The sequence below is a fragment of the Roseisalinus antarcticus genome (genome assembly GCF_900172355.1).
GTDB lineage: Bacteria > Pseudomonadota > Alphaproteobacteria > Rhodobacterales > Rhodobacteraceae > Oceanicola > Oceanicola antarcticus_A.
Genome location: NZ_FWFZ01000011.1, coordinates 31,625 through 50,698, shown reverse-complemented (window position 1 = coordinate 50,698; position 19,074 = coordinate 31,625). Strand labels below are relative to the sequence as shown.

The window sequence follows — 19,074 nt, the reverse complement described above, 5'->3', positions numbered from 1 at the left end:
GTCAGCTCCGGTAGGTCACGGCCTTGACCGCCGCGATCACCTCGTCGGTGGTCACCAGCGCCAGCTTTTCCAGGTTCGCCGCGTAGGGCATCGGCACATCCTTGCCGCAGACGTTGATCACCGGCGCGTCGAGATAGTCGAACGCGTTCTGCATGATGTAGGCGCCCAGGTGGTTGGAGACCGAGGCCACCGGCCAGGCCTCCTCGACCGTGACGCAGCGGTTGGTCTTCTTGACGCTCTCGATCACCGTGGCGTAGTCCATCGGGCGCAGGGTGCGCATGTCGATGACCTCGGCGTCGACGCCGTCCTCGGCCAGCTTCTCGGCGGCCTCCAGCGCGTAGGTCATGCCGATGCCCCAGCTGACGATGGTCACATCCGCCCCGGCCCGCGCGATCTTGGCCTTGCCGAAGGGGATGGTGAAATCGTCCAGCACCGGCACCTCGAACGAGCGGCCATAGAGGATCTCGTTTTCCAGGAAGATCACGGGGTTGGGGTCTCGCACCGCGGTCTTGAACAGGCCCTTATAGTCGGCGGCCGCATGGGGCATGACGACCTTGAGCCCTGGCACGGACGAGAACCACGCGGCGTAATCCTGGCTGTGCTGCGCGCCCACGCGGGCCGCGGCGCCGTTGGGCCCGCGGAACACCATCGGCGCCCCCATCTGCCCGCCGGACATGTAAAGCGTCTTGGCCGCAGAGTTGATGATCTGGTCCATGGCCTGCATCGAGAAGTTGAAGGTCATGAACTCGACGATCGGTTTCAGCCCGCCGAAGGCCGCGCCGACGCCGATGCCGGCGAAACCGTGCTCGGTGATCGGCGTGTCGATCACCCGCTTTGCGCCGAACCGGTCCAGCAGCCCTTGGGTGATCTTGTAGGCGCCCTGATACTCGGCGACCTCCTCGCCCATGATGAAGACGTTCTCGTCGCGCTCCATCTCCTCGGCGATGGCCGAGTTCAGCGCCTCGCGCACGGTCATCGTCTTCATCTCCGTGCCCTCGGGCCAGTCCGGAGAGGTGTCGGCCTTGGGGGCAGGGGCGGGGGCCTCGGGCTCGGGCGCCTTGGCCTCGGCGGGCGCCTTCGCGGGGGCCTCGTCGGGGGTCTCGACACCGGAGGGGGGCGCTGCGTCTTCGATGTCGTCGGCGCTTTCGCCCTCTTCCAGCAGCACGGCGATGGCCACGTTGACCTTCACCCCTTCGGTGCCCTCGGGCACCAGGATCTTGCCGATGGTGCCATCGTCCACGGCCTCGAATTCCATCGTGGCCTTGTCGGTCTCGATCTCGGCGAGGATGTCGCCGGAAGAGACGGTATCGCCCTCCTTGACGAGCCACTTGGCCAGCGTGCCCTCTTCCATCGTGGGCGACAGGGCGGGCATGAGAATTTCGGTTGCCATTATTTCGCTCCCTCGTCCGGTTGGAACATGCCGTAGACGTTGCCGTCCGGATCTTTCTGATAGGCGGCCCAGCCCATGCCGGGCACGGCCATCTTGTCGGCGGCGGGCCGGGCGCCAAGGCTCACGCCCTTGTCCAGCGCCGCGTCGATGTCGTCGACCTCCATCACGATGGTGGCGCCCATGACGGGGCCATCCTCGGCCGGCGCGGGGCCGCGGCGGCCCATGATCGCGCCGTCGATGCCGGTGCCCGCGCCGGTGGCGGCCATCCAGTAGGGATCGTCGTTGTAGCGCTCGAACTGCCAGCCGAAGAGGGCGCCGTAGAAGGTGACAAGCGCGGCGGGGTCGCTGCCATGGATCTCGAAATGCACGGGGCGGGTCATCAGATCGCCTCCCCTTGCGGCACTTCCTTGGCATAGATGTCGGTCCAGAGCTCGTCGAGCGACGGCTCGGGGCTTTCCTTGGCGAACTCGGCGGAGTCGTTGACGACGTCCTTGATCTCCTTGTCGATCGCCTTGAGATCCTCTTCGGAGGCATGCTTGCCGTTCAGCAGCATGGTGCGGATATGCTCGATCGGGTCCCGCTCGTCGCGCATCTTCTGCACCTCGTCGCGGGTGCGGTATTTTGCCGGATCGGACATGGAGTGCCCGCGATAGCGGTATGTCTTGATTTCGAGGATATAGGGCCCCTTGCCGGCGCGGCAGTGCGAGACGGCCTTCTCACCGGCGGCCTTGACGGCCAGCACGTCCATCCCGTCGACCTCTTCGCCGGGGATGCCGTAGGCCCCGCCCCGTTCCCAGAGCGAGGGCGACTTGGTCGAGCGCTTCACGCTGGTGCCCATGGCGTATTGGTTGTTCTCGATCACGAAGACCACCGGCAGGTCCCAGAGCTCGGCCATGTTGTAGGTCTCGTAGACCTGGCCCTGGTTCGCCGCGCCTTCGCCGAAATAGGCTAAGGTCACGCGGTCGTTTCCGAGGTACTTGTCGGCGAAGGCGAGCCCCGCGCCGATCGGCACCTGGGCGGCGACGATGCCGTGGCCGCCGTAGAAGTGCTTTTCCTTGCTGAACATGTGCATGGAGCCGCCCTTGCCCTGGGAATAGCCGCCCTCGCGGCCGGTCAGCTCGGCCATCACGCCCTTGGGGTCCATCCCGCAGGCCAGCATGTGGCCGTGGTCGCGGTAGGAGGTGACGCGCTTGTCGCCTTCTTCCGCCGCCGCCTCAAGCCCGACGACGACGGCCTCCTGGCCAATGTAGAGGTGGCAGAAGCCGCCGATCAGACCCATGCCGTAGAGCTGGCCCGCTTTCTCTTCGAAGCGGCGGATCAACAACATTTCTCGGTAATGCTTCATCAGCTCTTCGGCCGAAACGTTCGGCTTTGCAGCCGACTTTCTCGTCGCCATGAGACCTCCTCCCGGGACAGGTGCCAAATAGTTTAGCTTTAAACTATTTCATACCGGAGCGGGGGGCGCAAGGCGAGCGGGAAATTCCCCTCTGTGGGGTCGGGGACGCAAATCCGCCCTGTCCGTTCTGCATGGCGGGCGATGGACGCCCGCGCCGGGTGGCGGGCGATGGACGCCCGCGCTGGGTGGCGGGCGGCGCGATCGCGGGGCGTTCAGCGGATCACGACCTCGTCGGCGCGGATCATGCCCAGCACGTCGCGGGCCTGTTCGTCCAGAAGATCCAGATCGAGGTAATCGTCCGACAGCCTGCGCGTCAGGTTCTCCATCCGGGCAACTTCGGCCCGAAGCTCCCCGAGGTCCTGTTCCAGAACCTTCGCTTCGGCGTTGACGATGGCCCGGCGGAACACGCCGTAATCGCCCTGCACCGCGGCGAAGACGAAATAGAAGCTGAGCAGGATCGCGCCCAGGAAATAAAGGATCGCCCCGAGGGGCATGCGGGTGTTTGGGGTCATCTGCGCCTCATCGCCGCCCTTCTTGATGAGGGCGAACCTTCCTACAGTGCCACGGGACGGGGCCGGGATAAACCGACGCCCGCACGGGCAGCGTCGCTTGGCCGCGGGGCGTTGCGCGAAGGACTCAGCCCGGGGGCATCCGGCCAGGGCGGGCCCCATGAGGGCAGCGCTGCAAGGGTCAGGGCAGCGCCGCGCGGGTCGAGAAGGTGCCGGCGTGGCTCTCGCACCCCGCGTCCGCGCCGCCCGCGGGGCAGAGCCGCGCCGAGTAGCTGCCGCTGATCCGGCCCAGCAGTTCGTCGGGCGCGGGCGGGCTGACCGCGTCGATGGTGACCGTCGCGGGCCCCTCCAACGGGACCTCCCCGCCAGAGATCCGCGCCGTGCCCGAGGCCGGGCCGGGCGCGACTGCCGCCAGCGGTGCGGTGATCTGCAACCGGCCGCTTTCGGCGAATGGCTCTCCGGGCGGGAAGCCCACCAGGGTCAACGTGGGGACCCCGTCGCGCGGACTCACATGGGCCGAGGGGTCCACCGCACCGACCGAGAAGTCGTAGGTGGTCCAGCCGGGCCCGCCCGCGTCGGTGATCCGGCCGATGGCGGGCGGGCCGCCCGTCCCGTAGGGATCGGACATCGGCGCGGCGGTGCTGGCGGACGGCGCCCCGCCCATGCCGCCGCAGCCGCCCAGCAGCGCCACCAGGGGCAGGGTCAGGACGCCGCGCAGCATCGGCCTAGCCTGCGATGGAGGCCGCGTAGATGCTGTCGACGGCCGCGCCCAGCATCGCGTTGAACTCGGCATCCGATTGCTGCGCCGACAGCCCTTCGGTCAGCGCCCGGCTGAACGACGCGATCATGCCCGCGTTCCGCGCCAGGATCGCGTTGGCCTCGTCGCGGGCATAGCCGCCCGAGAGGGCCACGACCTTCATCACCTTGGGATGCCCGATCAGCGGCTTGTAGAAATTGTCGACGCTGGGCAGGGACAGCTTCAGCATGACCTCGCCGTCCTGGCTTTCGAGCCGTTCCAGGATCGCGTCCTGCAGCATCGCCTCGGCCTCGGCCTTGTCGGCGATCGTGATCGTCACCTCCGGCTCCAGGATCGGCATCAGCCCGTGGCCGAGGATCTGGTTGCCCACCTCGAACTGCTGGTCGACGATGGCCTTGATCCCGGTCGCGTCGGCCGCGTCGATGACAGAGCGCATCTTGGTCCCGAAGACGCCATGCCCCACGGCGCGGGCGCAGACCTCGTCGAGGCCGGGCATCGGTTTCATCAGCTTCACGCCGTTGGCCGCGTCTTCCAGGCCCTTGTCCACCTTGAGGAAAGGGACCACGTGGCGGTCCTCCCACATATAGGCGGCGGAAGGCTTGCCGCCGATCTCCCGGTCCATCGTCATCTCGAACAGGATCGCGCCCACGATCTTGTCGCCGGTGAAGGCGGGCGATTGCACGATCCGGGACCGCATCGCGTGCATCAGGTCGAACATCTCGGCGTCGGAGCCGTAGGCATCCTCCTCGATCCCGTAGAGGCGCAGCGCCTTGGGTGTCGAGCCGCCCGACTGGTCCAGCGCCGCGATAAACCCCTGTCCCGCCCGGACCTGTGCTGCCTGTTGCTCGTTCATCGCCGTCTCCGTTTTCCGCTTCGTTCGCGCAGAGACTAGGCGAGCGGCCGGCGCCCCGCAATTGCGGTAACGCCAACCGGTTGCGCTAACAGTGGTTTTCGCCCTCCCGCCGAGATCAGCCGCCCAAGGCCTTGACGCCGGGCAGGGTCTTGCCCTCCAGCCATTCGAGAAAGGCGCCGCCGGCGGTCGAGACATAGGAGAAGTCCTCGCCCACGCCCGCGTGGTTGAGCGCCGAGACCGTGTCGCCGCCCCCGGCGACGGACACCAGCTTGCCCGCCCGGGTCAGGGCGCCGGCCTTGCGGGCGGCGGCGACGGTGGCCGCGTCAAAAGGCGGGATCTCGAAGGCGCCAAGCGGGCCGTTCCAGACCAAGGTGCGCGATTCCTCGAACACCACCTCGATCCGCTCGACCGAGATCGGCCCCGCGTCGAGGATCATCGCGTCGGACGGGCAATCCTCGGCCGCCACGACCTGGCTCTCGGCCCCGGCCTTGAACTCCCGCGCCACCACCACGTCCACGGGCAGCACGATCTCGCAGCCCGCTTTGGTCGCCTTCCCGAGGATCTCGCGGGCGGTGTCGGCGAGGTCGTGCTCGCAGAGCGACTTGCCCACGTCGATCCCCTGTGCGGCCATGAAGGTGTTTGCCATGCCGCCGCCGATCACCAGCACGTCGACTTTCGAGACCAGATTGCCTAGCAGGTCGAGCTTGGTCGACACCTTCGCCCCGCCGACCACGGCCACCACCGGGCGGTCGGGCTTCTCCAGCGCGGTCTCCAGCGCCGAGAGCTCCGCCGCCATCAGCCGGCCGGCGCAGGACGGCAGCAGATGCGCCACCCCTTCGGTCGACGCGTGGGCGCGGTGGGCGGCCGAGAAGGCGTCGTTGCAATAGACATCGCCCAGGGTGGCCAGGAACTGCGCCATCTGCGGATCGTTGGCCTCTTCCATCGACGTGAAGCGGGTGTTCTCCACCAGCATGATCGTGTCGAGGGGCAGGGCGTCGATCTGCTCGCGCGAGGGGCGTTCCACGAAGGTCACCGGCTTGCCGAATGCGGATTCCAGCGCGGGCACCAGCCGCGACAGCGACATCTCGGGGACGGGCTTGCCCTTGGGCCGGCCGAAATGCGCAAGCAGGATCGGCATCCCGCCCTTGGCGAGGATATCGGTCACGCTGGGCACGATCCGCTCGATCCGGGTGGCGTCGGTCACCCGGTCGCCGTCCATGGGCACGTTGATGTCCACCCGCAGCAGCACCCGCTTGCCGGCAAGGTCCATGTCATCGAGGCTTTTCCAGCTCATCGGCTCACTCCTGTCATGCTTTGCGCCCTGTGTCGGGCTTTCCTCGGTCCCGGTCAACCGCCCGACCTTGTCGAGCCCGCGCCGGACGAATAGGGTCCGCGCAAAATCACGAGGAACCCCATGGCCGACATCAAAGACCCCGAGAACACCATCCTGATCGAGCTGACAGGCGGCACCGTCGCCATCGAGCTTCTGTCCGACATCGCCCCCGGCCACGCCGCGCGCATGAAGGAACTCGCCCGCGAAGGCGCCTATGACAACGTGGCCTTTCACCGGGTGATCGACGGCTTCATGGCCCAGACCGGCGATGTCGAGCACGCCAACATGGAGAAGGACTTCAACCCCCGTCGCGCCGGGACGGGCAGCTCCGACAAGCCCGACCTGAAGGCCGAGTTCAGCCGCATCCCCCATGATCGCGGCACGCTGGGGGCGGCCCGGTCGCAGAACCCGGATTCCGCCAACTCGCAGTTCTTCATCAACTTTTCCGACAACCACTTCCTCAACGGGCAATACACCGTCTACGGCCGCGTGATCTCGGGGATGGAGCATGTGGATGCCATCACCCGGGGCGAGCCGCCGGCCTCACCGGACCAGATGATCTCGGTCAAGGTGGCTGCCGATGCCGAATAGGCTGATCCTTGGCGCGTTGATCCTGATCGGGGCGCTCTTTGCGGTCTACGTGTTCCTGCCCGACCGCGTGGCGGAGGTGACACCACCCGCGATCACCGGCGACGTGGCCGCCCCCGCGGGCGGCGCACCCGGCCCCTATATGGTGCTGACCGTGGCGGGCGAGGCCGAGGGCGAGATCGTCGTCGACCTCAACGAGGAGGCGGCGCCGCAACACGCCGAGCGTCTCGAGACGCTCGCGCGGGAAGGCGCCTATGACGACGTGGTGTTTCACCGGGTGATCGACGGCTTCATGGCCCAGACCGGCGACGTGGAATACGGCCGGGTCGGCGGCGACATGCGGCGCGCGGGCGGCGGCGGCTCCGACCGGCCCGACCTTCCGGCCGAGTTCTCCTCGATCCCGTTTCAGCGCGGGGTGGTCGGCATGGCCCGCTCGACGGACCCGGATTCGGCCAATTCGCAGTTCTTCCTCATGTTCGGCGCGGCCCCCCATCTCGATGGGCAATACACGGTCGTGGGCCAAGTCACCGAGGGAATGGAGGTCGTCGACGCGATCAAGCGCGGCGACGGCGGCAACGGTGCGGTCACCGGCACCCCCGACCGCATCGTCAGCGCGACCATCCGGGAGTAGGGCGCCCGGGCCGGTGCACTTGGCAAGGGTGCGCCGGCCCGCGCGGGCCAGGCAAGGCTGTGCCGGCCCGTGCATGCCAAAGCGGTCCGCGGCCCGAGGCACAAGCAAGCCGAGGCACAAGCAAGCCGAGGCACGCACAAGCAACAATCGCGCCGGCCCCACGCGAGAGCGGTCACAACCGCGCGACAGGGCACAAGCGCACTGGCCAGACGGCCCGACGGCGGGCAGGCTCGGGCAAAGATTGCTCCGGAGGTCTGCCCATGTTCCGTTTCGCCCTCGCTCTTCTTCTGGCCGCAAGCGCGGCCCAGGCCGACCCCGGCTTCTGGCGGGCCGAATGGCCCAACACCGATTTCGACACCACCAGCGTCGAAAGCTGGGCCGAGATCCGGTCCGGCGGCCCGCCTCGCGACGGCATCCCAGCCCTGAACGCCCCCGACTTCCATCCGGTCGCGGACGAGACCGCCCTGTCCCCCCGAGAGCCGGTCATCACGCTGGAAATCGCGGGCGAGGTGCCGCGGGCCTATCCGATCCGCTACCTGACCTGGCACGAGATCGTCAACGACACGGTCGGCGGCCAGCCCGTTGCGGTGACCTTCTGCCCCCTGTGCAATTCCGGCATCACCTTCGACCGGCGCACTGCGGCCGGGGTCCTGACCTTCGGCGTCTCGGGCAAGTTGCGCAATTCGGACATGATCATGTTCGACCGCGAGACCGAAAGCTGGTGGCAGCAGGCCATCGGCCGCGCCATTGTCGGAGAGCTCAACGGGACAAAGCTCGACACCCTGCCGTCCTGGATGGAAAGCTGGGAGGTCTTCGCCACCCGCAACCCCGAGGGCCTCGTGATGCGCGAGCCCACGTCCTATCCCCGCGACTACGGCGCCAATCCTTACGTCCGCTATGACAGCGCCGACCGCCCGTTCCTCTATTCCGGCGAAAACCCGCCCCACGGCATCGCGCCGCTCGCCCGCGTCGTCCGGGTCGCGGATCGGGCCTGGCCGCTGACGCGCCTCGCCGAGGAGGGCCGGATCTCCGAGGCTGGTGTGACCCTCAGCTGGTCCGCGGGCCAGGCCTCGGCGCTCGACAGCGCGATCATCGGCGAGGGGCGCGACGTGGGCAATGTCCGGGTGCGCGATGCCACCGGCGCGGATGTGGCCCATGACGTTCTGTTCGCCTTCGCCTTCCATGCGTTCTGGCCCGACGGTTCGTGGATGCTCGCTGCGGACTGACCGGTCCCGCGAACCGGCCCGGCGAACCGTCACCGCACCCTTGCGCCCAAAACCGCGGCGCCTAGACTGCGCGGGCAGGAGGCATGCACAGATGATGGACGACATCCCCCGCCTCGCGCTCGACTGGTGGCGCGCTGGCCGCAAGGTCGCGCTGGCCACGGTGGTCGAGACCTGGGGCTCGGCGCCCCGGCCCGTCGGCAGCCAGCTGGTCATCGACGGCGACGGCGCGATGGAGGGCTCGGTTTCGGGCGGCTGCGTCGAGGGCGCCGTGGTGGTCGAGGCGCTGGACGCCGTGGCCGACGGCAAACCGCGTCTGCTCGACTACGGCGTCTCTGACGACGAGGCCTTTGCCGTGGGCCTGGCCTGCGGCGGCCGCATCCGGGTCCTGGTGGAGCCGGTGGGCCCGGTCCTGCCCGAGGCGATCCTGGCGGAGCTTGCCGAAGCGCGGGCCACGCGCCGCCCCGTGGCCTATGTCACCGGGCTCACGACCGGTGAACCCCGGCTGGAGGGGCCCGAGGCGCATCCCGACCGGTTCCGCCTCGACCGCTCGGGGGTGGAGCCCGATGGCGAGACCTTCGTCGCGATCCACAACCCGCCCCTGCGGATGGTGGTGGTGGGGGCGGTGCACATCGCCCAGGCGCTGCTGCCCATGGCGCGGGCCTGCGGCTATGACCCGGTGCTGGTCGACCCGCGCCCCGCCTTCGGCTCCGCCCCGCGGTTTCCCTCAGAGACGATCCTCGACGACTGGCCCGACGCGGCGCTCGCGGCCCATGGCCTCGATCCGCGCACGGCCGTCGTGACCCTGACCCACGACCCCAAGCTGGACGATCCCGCGATCACCGCCGCCCTGCGCTCGGACGTCTTCTACCTCGGCTGCCTCGGCTCCACCCGGACCCATGCGAAACGCGTGGACCGGCTGACCGGGGCCGGCTTCACCGAGGCCGAGATCGGCCGCATTCACGCGCCCGTCGGGCTTGACATCGGGGCGCGGTCGCCGGCCGAGATCGCGGTCTCGATCATGGCGCAGATCACCCAGACCCTGCGGCGCGGCGCATGAAGTTCGGCGCCGTTCCCCTCGCCGAGGCCGATGGCGCGATCCTGGCCCACGGGCTGCGGGCGGGGGAGCGGCGGCTGAAGAAGGGACGGGTGCTGTCGGCCGAGGATCTGACCGCGCTGCGGGCGGCCGGCGTGGCGGAGGTGACCGTGGCGCGGCTGGACCCGGGCGACGTCGCCGAAGACGCCGCCGCCGCCCGCCTGGCCGTGGCGCTGGCGGAGGCGGCGCCGGGCCTGCGCCTGACCCCGGCCGCGACCGGCCGGGTCAACGTGCTGGCCGAGGGGCCGGGGCTGGCGCGAATCGACGCCGCCGCGATCGGCCGGATCAACGCGGTCGACCCGATGATCACCGTGGCGACCCTGCCGGAATGGCAGCGCTGCGCCCCCGGGACCATGATCGCCACCATCAAGATCATCTCCTACGCCGTGCCCGAGGCGGCGCTTGCCGCGGCCTGCGCGGCCGGGCGGGGGGCGCTGGGCCTGGCCCCGCCGGTCTTGGCGACAGCCGCGCTGGTCGAGACCGTGACCGACGCCGCCCCGCGCAGCGGCAAGGGGGCCGAGGCCACCCGGCTGCGGCTGCAGCGCCTCGGCGTGGCGCTTGGCGCGGCGCAGACCGTCCCTCACGAGACCGGTGCGCTTTCGGCCGCGCTGGCCGCCCGGCAGGAGGAGCTGATCCTGATCCTCACCGGCTCTGCCACCTCGGACCTGCACGACACCGCGCCCGAAGCGCTGCGGGCGGCGGGGGGTGAGGTGCTGCATTTCGGGATGCCGGTGGACCCGGGCAACCTGCTGTTTGTCGGGCGCCTCGGCGGTCGGCCCGTCATCGGCCTGCCGGGCTGCGCCCGCTCGCCCGCGCTCAACGGCGCCGATTGGGTGCTGGAGCGGATCGTCTGCGGCGTGCCCGTCGGCCCGGCCGAGATCGCCGCGATGGGCGTGGGCGGCCTGCTGAAGGAGATCCCCACGCGCCCCCGCCCGCGCGACCACTGACCCTCACGGCCACCTTCCGTGAAGAGCCCTGGGCGAAACCTGCTTCTAAACCCGCCCGCGCCATGATTTACTGTGTCCGGATCAAGATCAGGACAGGATGGCAATGGCTCAGATCTCGTTGATGGTGAACGGCAAATCGACCTCGGCCGAGGTCGAGGGGCGGACCCTTCTGGTCGACTTCCTGCGCGGCGGCCTCGGGCTGACTGGCACCCATGTGGGCTGCGACACCTCGCAATGCGGCGCATGCCTGGTGCATGTGGACGGCGCTGTGGTGAAGGCCTGCTCGATGTTCGCCTTCGAGGCGGACGGCGCCGACGTGCGCACGATCGAGGGCATGGCCGGGGCGGATGGCGCCCTCTCGACGATCCAGCAGGCGTTCCGCGATCACCACGGGTTGCAATGCGGCTTCTGCACACCGGGCATGGTGATGGCGGCGGCGGCGCTGCTCAAGGATACGCCGAAACCGACCGAGGCCGAGATCCGGCACTACCTCGAGGGCAACATCTGCCGCTGCACCGGCTATCACAACATCATCAAGGCGATTCTCGCGGCCAGCGGCCAGGACGTCAGCGCCCTGGCGGCTGAATAGCGCCAGCGCACACGGAGAGACCGGAATGTACGAGTTCGAGATTGCCACCCCGACCAACATCGCCGACGCGGTCGCGGCCCTCGCTGAAGAGGACGCGCAGGCGCTGGCGGGCGGGCAGACGCTGATTCCCTCGCTCAAGGCGCGGCTGGCGATGCCCTCGCGGCTGGTAAGCCTGACGCGGATCCCCGAGATGAAGGGCGTCTGCCGCGCCGATGACGGGCGGCTCTGCATCGGTGGCGGCACCACCCATGCGACCGTCGCGGCCGAGGCGGCGGAGGCCTTTGCCGGGCTCGCGGCGCTTGCCGGCCAGATCGGCGACGCGGCGGTCCGCAACCGCGGCACCCTGGGTGGGTCGCTGGCCAACAACGACCCCTCCGCCTGCTATCCTCCCGCGGTGCTCGCCACCGGCGCGACGATCCTCACCGACCGGCGCGAGATCGCCGCCGAAGACTATTTTCAGGGCATGTTCACCACCGCGCTGGAAGAGGGAGAGATCATCGCCGAGGTCCGCTTCCCCGTGCCCGAGGCTTCGGCCGATGTGAAATTCGCGCAGCCCGCCTCGCGTTTCGCGCTGGTGGGGGTCTTTGCCGCACGGTTTGCCGACGGTGCCGCGCGGGTGGCGGTGACCGGCGCCTCCGAGGGCGGCGTCTATCGCTGGCGCGAGGCCGAGGAGGCGCTGAGCGAGACCTGGTCCCCCGACGCGATCGCCGGGCTGTCCGCGCCGGCAGAGGGCATGATCGACGACGCCCATGGCAGCCCGGCCTACCGCGCCCACCTGGTGGGCGTCATCACGCGGCGGGCCGTGGCTGCGGCCTGAGGCCGGCGCCCGGCTTTGGGCGAATCGACCCGGTCGAGCGGGCGCGGGCGCCCGGTGCGCCTCGGCCATGCGCTGTCGTAAGCATTTGGGGCTGGTGGGGAAGGGCGCCGACGCTTCCCCCACAAGCACCGGACACGAAAAAGCCCCGGGCGATGCCGGGGCTTGTGTCTGGGCCGGGTCTCGGCTCCGGTCGCGTTGGCGTCGTTCCCGGGCCTAGCGGGAGGGCCCGATCATCATCACCATCTGGCGGCCTTCCATCTTCGGCATGTTCTCGACCTTGCCGATCTCGGACACGTCGTCGGCCACCCGCTCAAGCAGCTCACGGCCAAGGTTCTGGTGCGCCATCTCGCGTCCGCGGAACCGCAGCGTGACCTTCACCTTGTCGCCATTCTCCAGGAATTTGAAGACGTTGCGCATCTTGACGTCGTAGTCGTGCACATCGGTGTTGGGGCGGAACTTCACCTCTTTCACCTCGATGGTCTTCTGCTTCTTGCGGGCTTCGCTCTCGCGCTTCTGCTGTTCGTACTTGAACTTGCCGAAGTCCATGATCTTGCACACGGGCGGCGAGGCGTTCGGCGAAATCTCGACCAGATCGAGACCGGCCTCTTCGGCCATCTGCATGGCGCGGGACGGGGTGACGACTCCGACATTTTCGCCTTCCGCCCCGATGAGGCGGATTTCTGGGGCCCGGATACGGTCGTTGACGCGGGGTCCGGTGTCGCGCGTTGGGGGCGCATTGTGCGGTCTGCGGGCTATGGTGCGTACCTTTCGGTTATTCGCGTTATGGATGACAGAGGTTAGGGGCGCGAACCAGTCGATTCAACCTCAAAAGCCGGATTTCGGGGCGCTTTCGGCTTTCGGCGGCATCCTGCACGCCAGACCTTGCGCCTTTCTTCGAGGCGGTGCATCTGCCATGAATGTAGAGGGCCCGTCTGCTCGGACCCCCTGTCAGTCTGGAGGACAAGGCAATGAGAGCGATCATTATTATCGTCGTCGTCGCGGTACTGGGCTTTTTCGGCTACGAGTATTTCGCCCGGGAGCGCACGCCGGCAGAAGTAATAGCCGACATGACGGGGACCGCCGAAGAGGCGGCGTCCGATGCCGCCGGGGATGCCGAGGCAGCTGCCGAGGGCGCCGAAGAGGCCGCGGAAGAGACCGCTGACACGGCGTCGAATGCCGTCGAGGATGCGGCCGAGGCCGTCGAGAACGCCGGCGCAGAGGCGGGGGCCGCCGTCGATGAGGCGATGGCCGAGGCCGCCGACGGGGCGGATGCAGCCGCAGAGGGCGCGGCGGACGCGGCCGAAGAGGCCGGCGACCAGATCTCGAACGCCGCCGCCGTTGCCGCCGCCGCCGGGGCCGCCGCGTTGGCCGCCGCCGACGACGGCGCAGAGGCCGTTGGCGAGACGGCCGACGACACGGCCGACGCCGTTTCCGATGTCGCCTCCGACGTCGCGGACGACACCGCCGAGGCCGCAGGCGACGCGGGCGAAGCGGTCGCCGAGGTGACCGACGATGTTGTGACCGGCGCCGAAGAGATGGCATCCGATGCGGCCGAGGCCACCGCCGAGGCAGCGGACGACGCGGCTGCCACGGCCGAAGAGGCTGTGGACGGCGCGGCTGCCACGGCCGAAGAGGCTGTGGACGGTGCCGAAGAGATGGCCTCCGATGCGGCCGAGGCCACCGCCGAGGCAGCGGATGACGCGGCTGCCACGGCCGAAGAGGCTGTGGACGGCGCCGAAGAGATGGCGTCCGATGCGGCCGAGGCCACCGCCGAGGCAGCGGACGACGCGACGGCCACGGCTGAGGACGCTGTCGAGGGCGCCGAAGAGATGGCATCCGATGCTGCGGACGCCGTCGAGGGCGCCGCCGATGAGACGGCAACCGAAGCCGCAGAGGCCACCGAAGACGCGATGGCCGCGACCGAGGACGCCACCGAAGACGCGGCAGCCGCGACCGAGGACGCTACCGAAGACGCGGCAGCCGCGACCGGGGAGGTTGCCGACGAGGCGATGGCCGCCACCGAAGACGCTGCCCCCGCGGCAGAGGCGGAGGTGACCGAGGCCGCGCAATCGCTTGCCGCTTCCGTCGACATGAGCGTCGAGGAGTTCCAGGAGCTCTTCACCGTTGACGGCTTCGACGCCGACAAGGTGACCGAGGTGATCGCGGCGTCCGACCTCTCCGGCGTGCAGAAGCAGGCCTTGTCCAGCGCCGTCTCCAACATCGGCGACGCCCCAGAGGCGATCGAAGCCCTGGTGGTCCGGCTGCGCGAGGCCATGGGTCTCTGACCCCCGCCGACGCCACATGACGAAACGGGCCGTCCCCAGACAGGGGGCGGCCCGTTGTCTTTCCGGCCAACGTGCCCGGAGCGACCAGCCGTCGCATATCCCCCGGCCCACCGCGAAATGCAGGCCCCGCCGGAGGGCGCAAGCGGGGCTGCCATGGGCACAGCTGCCATGGGCACACGGGTGTCGGAGTGCCGGTCCTGGTAACGTCGGCCCTTGCTGTCTGGGCGCGGTGCCGGGAGCGTGGTACAACGCACGCTCTTGGACCCAGGCGAAGACGCCGCCTCGGCCAGGCCGGAACGGCCCGTTCCCAACGGTGTCAGCACCACCATCGCCCGCTGCGACCCGCCAGAGCCCGACGCCTGACGGCTGATCTGTCAGCCGCCCGAGAGGCCCGCCGACGCGCCCATCGGGGTCGGGATCGAGCTTGGCCTGCCGCCAGGCCGCCTCGTCGGTGCGCCGATGTTCCGTGGCCTTTCGGACGTTGCCGGCATGGGCCAGGGCGGCGGACCCATGTCCCGGGTCATCTCCCGGTTCGTCAAGACCACGGGGCCCGCCAGCAGCGGCACCCGTGACCGGCGCGGCCCTGCGCGGCTTGCCACCATCGACTATCTGCGCAGCTTGCGGCGGACTTGCCGCCCGCCCTCATCGACGTGGGCGTTGACGCCCCGCCGGCCCCGCTGTCCGGGGCCATGGGCCCTGTCAGAAACCGGATCCCGGCCCGAGCCTTTGTTCTTTCCCGAAGATCACGCGCCGCCGATCGGTCTCGAGTGCCGATTCGACCTCGACGGCGAGGCCGATCGGCCTGCGATCGCAGCCGCCCCTTGGCTGGACGGGCACTGGCGCCGGGCCACCCGGAGATCAGCCGACGAAGGCCTTTTCGACCACGAATTCGGCCGGTTCGGAATTGGCGCCCTCGCGCAGGCCGGCCTTTTCCAGAAGGACCTTGAGATCCGTGTTGAACCCCAGCGATCCGCAGACCATGGCCCGATCCGTCTCGGGGCTGAGTGGCGGTACACCGAGGTCGGCGAACAGCTCTCCGGTCTCGATCAGCGAGGTGATCCGGCCCATCTTGGGGCTCTGCTCGCGGGTCGTCGTGGGATAATAGCGCAGCTTGGCCAGGTTCTCCTCGCCCAGCAGCTCGCCCATCAGCTCGTCCGACCGGATGCTCTCGATCAGGTCCCGGCCATAGGTCAGCTCGGCGACCTCGCGGCAGGTGTGGGTGATGATGACCTCGTCGTAGCTCTCATAGGTCTCGGGGTCGCGCAGCAGCGAGGCGAAGGGCGCGAACCCGGTCCCCGTGGCGAAGAAATAGAGCCGCTTGCCCGGCAGCAGCGCGTCATGCACCAGCGTGCCCACGGGCTTGGGGCGCAGGATCACCGTGTCGCCCGGCTGGATGTGCTGAAGCTTCGAGGTCAGCGGGCCGTTCTGGACCTTGATCGAGTAGAACTCCAGCTCGTCGTCCCAGCTTGGCGAGGCGATGGAATAGGCCCTCAGCAGCGGCTTCTGCCGGCCCGTCACCGGGTCCGGGTCGCCCATCAGCCCGATCATCACGAACTCGCCCGACCGGAACCGCAGCGAGGCGGGCCGGGTCACGCGGAACGAGAACAAGCTGTCGGTGTAATGCTTCACCTCGGTCACGGTCTGGGCGTCGGGCAGGGTGGGCACTTTGGCGGCGGCGGTCTGGGTCACGGGGGTTTGCTCGGTCATCTGGTCTATGGGACGGCGCGGGGCCATCCCCTCCTTAAACGGTCTGTCTGCCGGGGTGAAGGCGGCGGTTCAGCGCGGGCCGCGCAACCGGGCCTGATAGTCGTTGGCCTGCCAATCGGCGCGGCGCAGCCATTGATCCTCGGGCTGGCGGGCGGCGAGGGCGTCGTCGATCTCGACCTCGTCGAACCCGGCACGCCGGGCCATGGCGTATTGGTCGGCGATCACGTGGCCCTTCGCCCGCAGGCGGCCAGTGAAGCCCGCCCGCCGCAGGGCCGCGGCAAGGGTAAAGCCGCGCCCGTCGGCGAAGGACGGGAAGGCGATTCGCACCATGCCCGCCGCCTGCGCCCGCCGGGCCAGCGCCGCGGGCGCCGCGTCGGAGGGCACGTCGAGGGCCGCGCCGGGGCCGGCCTCGGCGGTCTCGTCGGCCCAATCCACCATGGCGCCCTGCCAATCGTCCGCGCCAAAACCGGTGTCTGTCACGATCACGCTCATGCTCTTATCCTTTCTTCACGCGGCCGACTTGCCGCGGACGATCTTGCCATCCACGAAATGGATGCCGCATTCCTCTTTTTCGCTGTCCCGCCAGCGGCCTGCGCGGGGGTCTTCTCCGTCGGCCACGGGTGATGTGCAGGGCGCACAGCCGATCGACGGATAGCCCCTCGCCACCAGCGGATGCTTCGGCAGGCGGTTCTCGGCGATGTAATCCTGCACGTCGCCGCTGGTCCAATGGGCCAGCGGGTTGACCTTGATCCGGCCCGTGGCCTCTTCGACCTCGAAGAATTCCAGCGCCGTCCGGGTCGTGCCCTGGTAGCGTTTGCGCCCGGTGATCCAGCTGTCATAGCCCGCGAGCGCACGTTGCAGCGGCTCGGTCTTGCGCAGGGCACAGCAGGCGTCGGTGTCGCGGGTGTGCAGGCGGCCGTCGGGGTCGAGCGCCAGCGTCCGGTCCGGCCGCGCCCGCACGATCCGCATGTTGCGCAGGTTCAGCCTGGCCGAAAGCTCCGACTGGTAGGTCAGGGTTTCGGGGAACAGCATCTCGGTGTCGATGAACAGCACCGGGGTGCTCTTGTCGATCACCGACACCAGGTGCAGCAGCGCCACCGATTCCGCCCCGAAAGAGCTGACCATGGCGATCCGCCCGACCTCGGGATCCTTCAGCGCCCGCTGAAGGACCGCCGTGGCGCCGTGGTGCCGGTAGCGGTCGTTCAGGGCGGCGACGCGGTCCTCCAGGCTCAGATCACGCGGCATCGGCCCGTTCCTTCTCGGCGGGGTAAAGCGCCGCTTTGAACGGCGCGGGGCCAAGCCTGCGGTAGGCGTCGAGGAAGGTCTCGTCGTCGCGGTCGCGAAGGTCCAGATAGGCGAAGATAATGCGCTCGATGGCCGGCACGATCTCTTCCGCGGGAAAGCCGGGGCCGGCGCGTTCGCCCACGGCCGCGGTCTCGGTATGGTCGCCGCCCAGCGTGATCTGGTAGTTTTCCACCCCCGCCCGGTCCAGCCCGAGGATGCCGATATGACCCACGTGATGGTGTCCGCAGGCGTTGATGCAGCCCGAGATCTTGATCTTGAGGTGGCCGACCTCGTGCTCGATCTTCAGCGCGTCGATGCGGGTCGCGATCTCTTGCGCGATGGGGATCGAGCGGGCGGTGGCCAGCGCGCAGTAATCCATGCCGGGGCAGGCGATGATGTCGCTGGCCAGGCCGATGTTGGCGGTGGCGAGGCCCGCCGCCTTCAGCGCCGCGTGGACGGCCGGAAGGTCGGCCCTGTGGACATGGGGCAGGATGACGTTCTGCTCGTGGCTGATGCGCAGCTCGGAATGGCCATAGGTCTCGGCCAGATCGGCCAGAACGCGCATCTGGTCGGCCGAGGCGTCGCCGGGCGTGGCGCCATGGGCCTTGAGCGAGATTGTCACGATCGCATGGTCCGGCGACTTGTGCGGCGCAAGGTTGGTATCGGCCCAGGAGCGGAACAGCGGGTCGGTGCGATACGCGGCGTCATATGCCGCCTGCGGGGCGCTGCGCAGGGCGGGCGGGGCGAAGGCCGCTTCCAGCTCGGCCAGCACGGCCTGGTCTACGCCGGCGAAACCCGGCCGGATCTCGGCGAAGCGCTCTTCGACCAGGCGGCGGATCTCGTCGATGCCATGCTCGTGCACGGTGATCTTGATCCGCGCCTTGTACTTGTTGTCGCGGCGGCCCAGCAGGTTCCAGACGCTGACGATGGCCTCGACATAGGGCAGCAGGTCGGCGCGGGGCAGGAACTCCCGAATGACCTTGCCGATCATCGGCGTGCGGCCGAGGCCACCGCCCACGATCACCTCAAAGCCCGCCTCGCCGTCGCGCGTCACCATCCGCAGGCCGATGTCATGGGCGCGGGTGACGGCCCGGTCATTGGGCGATCCGGTGATGGCGATCTTGAACTTCCTGGGCAGGAACTGGAATTCCGGGTGGTCGGTGGACCATTGCCGCAGAAGCTCCGCCACCGGGCGCGGATCGGCGATCTCGTCCGCCGCCGCGCCAGCGAAATGGTCCGCCGTGACGTTGCGGATCGTGTTGCCCGAGGTCTGGATCGCATGCATCTCGACATCCGCCAGCGCGTCGAGGATGTCGGGCACATCCGCCAGTTTCGGCCAGTTGAACTGGATGTTCTGGCGCGTGGTGAAATGGCCGTAGCCCTTGTCCCAGCGCTCGGCGATCCAGGCGAGCTGGCGCATCTGGTCGGGGTTGAGCGTGCCATAGGGGATCGCCACCCGCAGCATGTAGGCATGCAGTTGCAGGTAGAGCCCGTTCATCAGGCGGAGGGGCTTGAACTCGTCCTCGGTGAGCGAGCCGTCCAGCCGCCGGGCGACCTGACCGCGGAATTGCGCGACCCGCTCGCGGACGAAGCGGTCGTCGAACTCGGAATAGGTGTACATCGTCTCTCTCCTTCGGGACCCAGAATATTCGCGAATATTCTGGTTGCG

20 protein-coding genes are annotated in these 19,074 nt (G+C 69.0%); 8 read left to right on the top strand and 12 right to left on the bottom strand.

The window, feature by feature from the left end:
- Position 1 precedes the first annotated feature (1 nt).
- The 7 genes from ROA7023_RS11970 to ROA7023_RS11940 form a co-directional block, all read right to left on the bottom strand.
- Complete coding sequence (locus tag ROA7023_RS11970; RefSeq protein ID WP_085879276.1) at positions 2-1,390, bottom strand: pyruvate dehydrogenase complex E1 component subunit beta; 1,389 nt, start codon at positions 1,388-1,390, stop codon at positions 2-4.
- The gene (locus ROA7023_RS11965) at positions 1,390-1,770 is read right to left on the bottom strand and encodes a VOC family protein (RefSeq protein WP_085879275.1); all 381 of its coding nucleotides are present in this window, start codon (positions 1,768-1,770) and stop codon (positions 1,390-1,392) included. Before ROA7023_RS11965 ends, ROA7023_RS11970 begins: the two co-directional genes overlap by 1 nt.
- A complete protein-coding gene (gene pdhA / locus ROA7023_RS11960; protein ID WP_085879274.1) occupies positions 1,770-2,786 on the bottom strand; it encodes a pyruvate dehydrogenase (acetyl-transferring) E1 component subunit alpha in 1,017 nt (338 codons plus the stop codon). The genes ROA7023_RS11965 and pdhA overlap by 1 nt, the downstream gene beginning before the upstream one ends.
- Before the next feature lie 212 nt (positions 2,787-2,998).
- A complete protein-coding gene (locus ROA7023_RS11955; RefSeq protein ID WP_085879273.1) occupies positions 2,999-3,298 on the bottom strand; it encodes an FtsB family cell division protein in 300 nt (99 codons plus the stop codon).
- 178 nt (positions 3,299-3,476) lie between these two features.
- The gene (locus ROA7023_RS11950) at positions 3,477-4,016 is read right to left on the bottom strand and encodes a hypothetical protein (RefSeq protein WP_085879272.1); all 540 of its coding nucleotides are present in this window, start codon (positions 4,014-4,016) and stop codon (positions 3,477-3,479) included.
- 4 nt (positions 4,017-4,020) lie between these two features.
- Positions 4,021-4,905 carry a fructose bisphosphate aldolase gene (locus ROA7023_RS11945; protein ID WP_085879271.1) on the bottom strand — a complete coding sequence of 295 codons (885 nt, stop codon included), beginning with the start codon at positions 4,903-4,905 and terminating at the stop codon, positions 4,021-4,023.
- Positions 4,906-5,020: 115 nt separating this feature from the next.
- Positions 5,021-6,199 (bottom strand): phosphoglycerate kinase, encoded by a 1,179-nt coding sequence (locus ROA7023_RS11940; RefSeq protein ID WP_085879270.1) that lies wholly within the window; start codon positions 6,197-6,199, stop codon positions 5,021-5,023.
- A gap of 120 nt (positions 6,200-6,319) precedes the next feature.
- Here ROA7023_RS11940 and ROA7023_RS11935 point away from each other — a divergent pair, with 120 nt between their 5' ends.
- The 7 genes from ROA7023_RS11935 (at position 6,320) to ROA7023_RS11905 (ending at position 12,129) form a co-directional block, all read left to right on the top strand.
- Positions 6,320-6,829, top strand: coding sequence for a peptidylprolyl isomerase (locus ROA7023_RS11935; RefSeq protein WP_085879269.1), 510 nt, complete (start codon positions 6,320-6,322; stop codon positions 6,827-6,829).
- A 139-nt stretch (positions 6,830-6,968) separates the two neighbouring features.
- Positions 6,969-7,457, top strand: coding sequence for a peptidylprolyl isomerase (locus ROA7023_RS11930; protein WP_234992195.1), 489 nt, complete (start codon positions 6,969-6,971; stop codon positions 7,455-7,457).
- A 260-nt stretch (positions 7,458-7,717) separates the two neighbouring features.
- Positions 7,718-8,683 (top strand): DUF3179 domain-containing protein, encoded by a 966-nt coding sequence (locus tag ROA7023_RS11925; protein ID WP_085879267.1) that lies wholly within the window; start codon positions 7,718-7,720, stop codon positions 8,681-8,683.
- Positions 8,684-8,777: 94 nt separating this feature from the next.
- The gene (locus ROA7023_RS11920; RefSeq protein WP_085879369.1) at positions 8,778-9,740 is read left to right on the top strand and encodes an XdhC family protein; all 963 of its coding nucleotides are present in this window, start codon (positions 8,778-8,780) and stop codon (positions 9,738-9,740) included.
- The gene (locus ROA7023_RS11915; RefSeq protein ID WP_085879266.1) at positions 9,737-10,723 is read left to right on the top strand and encodes a molybdopterin-binding protein; all 987 of its coding nucleotides are present in this window, start codon (positions 9,737-9,739) and stop codon (positions 10,721-10,723) included. Before ROA7023_RS11920 ends, ROA7023_RS11915 begins: the two co-directional genes overlap by 4 nt.
- Before the next feature lie 103 nt (positions 10,724-10,826).
- Positions 10,827-11,312 carry a (2Fe-2S)-binding protein gene (locus tag ROA7023_RS11910; RefSeq protein ID WP_085879265.1) on the top strand — a complete coding sequence of 162 codons (486 nt, stop codon included), beginning with the start codon at positions 10,827-10,829 and terminating at the stop codon, positions 11,310-11,312.
- Positions 11,313-11,337: 25 nt separating this feature from the next.
- A complete protein-coding gene (locus ROA7023_RS11905) occupies positions 11,338-12,129 on the top strand; it encodes an FAD binding domain-containing protein (RefSeq protein WP_085879264.1) in 792 nt (263 codons plus the stop codon).
- Between the two features lie 213 nt (positions 12,130-12,342).
- On the opposite strand, the gene infC is transcribed toward ROA7023_RS11905, so the two are convergent.
- Positions 12,343-12,885 (bottom strand): translation initiation factor IF-3, encoded by a 543-nt coding sequence (infC, locus tag ROA7023_RS11900; RefSeq protein ID WP_085879263.1) that lies wholly within the window; start codon positions 12,883-12,885, stop codon positions 12,343-12,345.
- A 212-nt stretch (positions 12,886-13,097) separates the two neighbouring features.
- Between infC and ROA7023_RS11895 the strand changes: the two genes are divergently transcribed.
- Complete coding sequence (locus tag ROA7023_RS11895) at positions 13,098-14,414, top strand: hypothetical protein (RefSeq protein WP_085879262.1); 1,317 nt, start codon at positions 13,098-13,100, stop codon at positions 14,412-14,414.
- Positions 14,415-15,272: 858 nt separating this feature from the next.
- On the opposite strand, the gene ROA7023_RS11890 is transcribed toward ROA7023_RS11895, so the two are convergent.
- From ROA7023_RS11890 to ROA7023_RS11875, 4 genes are all read right to left on the bottom strand, one after another.
- The gene (locus ROA7023_RS11890) at positions 15,273-16,121 is read right to left on the bottom strand and encodes a ferredoxin--NADP reductase (protein ID WP_085879261.1); all 849 of its coding nucleotides are present in this window, start codon (positions 16,119-16,121) and stop codon (positions 15,273-15,275) included.
- Between the two features lie 69 nt (positions 16,122-16,190).
- The gene (locus ROA7023_RS11885; RefSeq protein ID WP_085879260.1) at positions 16,191-16,613 is read right to left on the bottom strand and encodes a DUF934 domain-containing protein; all 423 of its coding nucleotides are present in this window, start codon (positions 16,611-16,613) and stop codon (positions 16,191-16,193) included.
- A 15-nt stretch (positions 16,614-16,628) separates the two neighbouring features.
- Complete coding sequence (locus ROA7023_RS11880) at positions 16,629-17,366, bottom strand: phosphoadenylyl-sulfate reductase (RefSeq protein ID WP_085879259.1); 738 nt, start codon at positions 17,364-17,366, stop codon at positions 16,629-16,631.
- Positions 17,356-19,026, bottom strand: coding sequence for a nitrite/sulfite reductase (locus tag ROA7023_RS11875; protein ID WP_085879258.1), 1,671 nt, complete (start codon positions 19,024-19,026; stop codon positions 17,356-17,358). The genes ROA7023_RS11880 and ROA7023_RS11875 overlap by 11 nt, the downstream gene beginning before the upstream one ends.
- Positions 19,027-19,074: the final 48 nt, after the last annotated feature.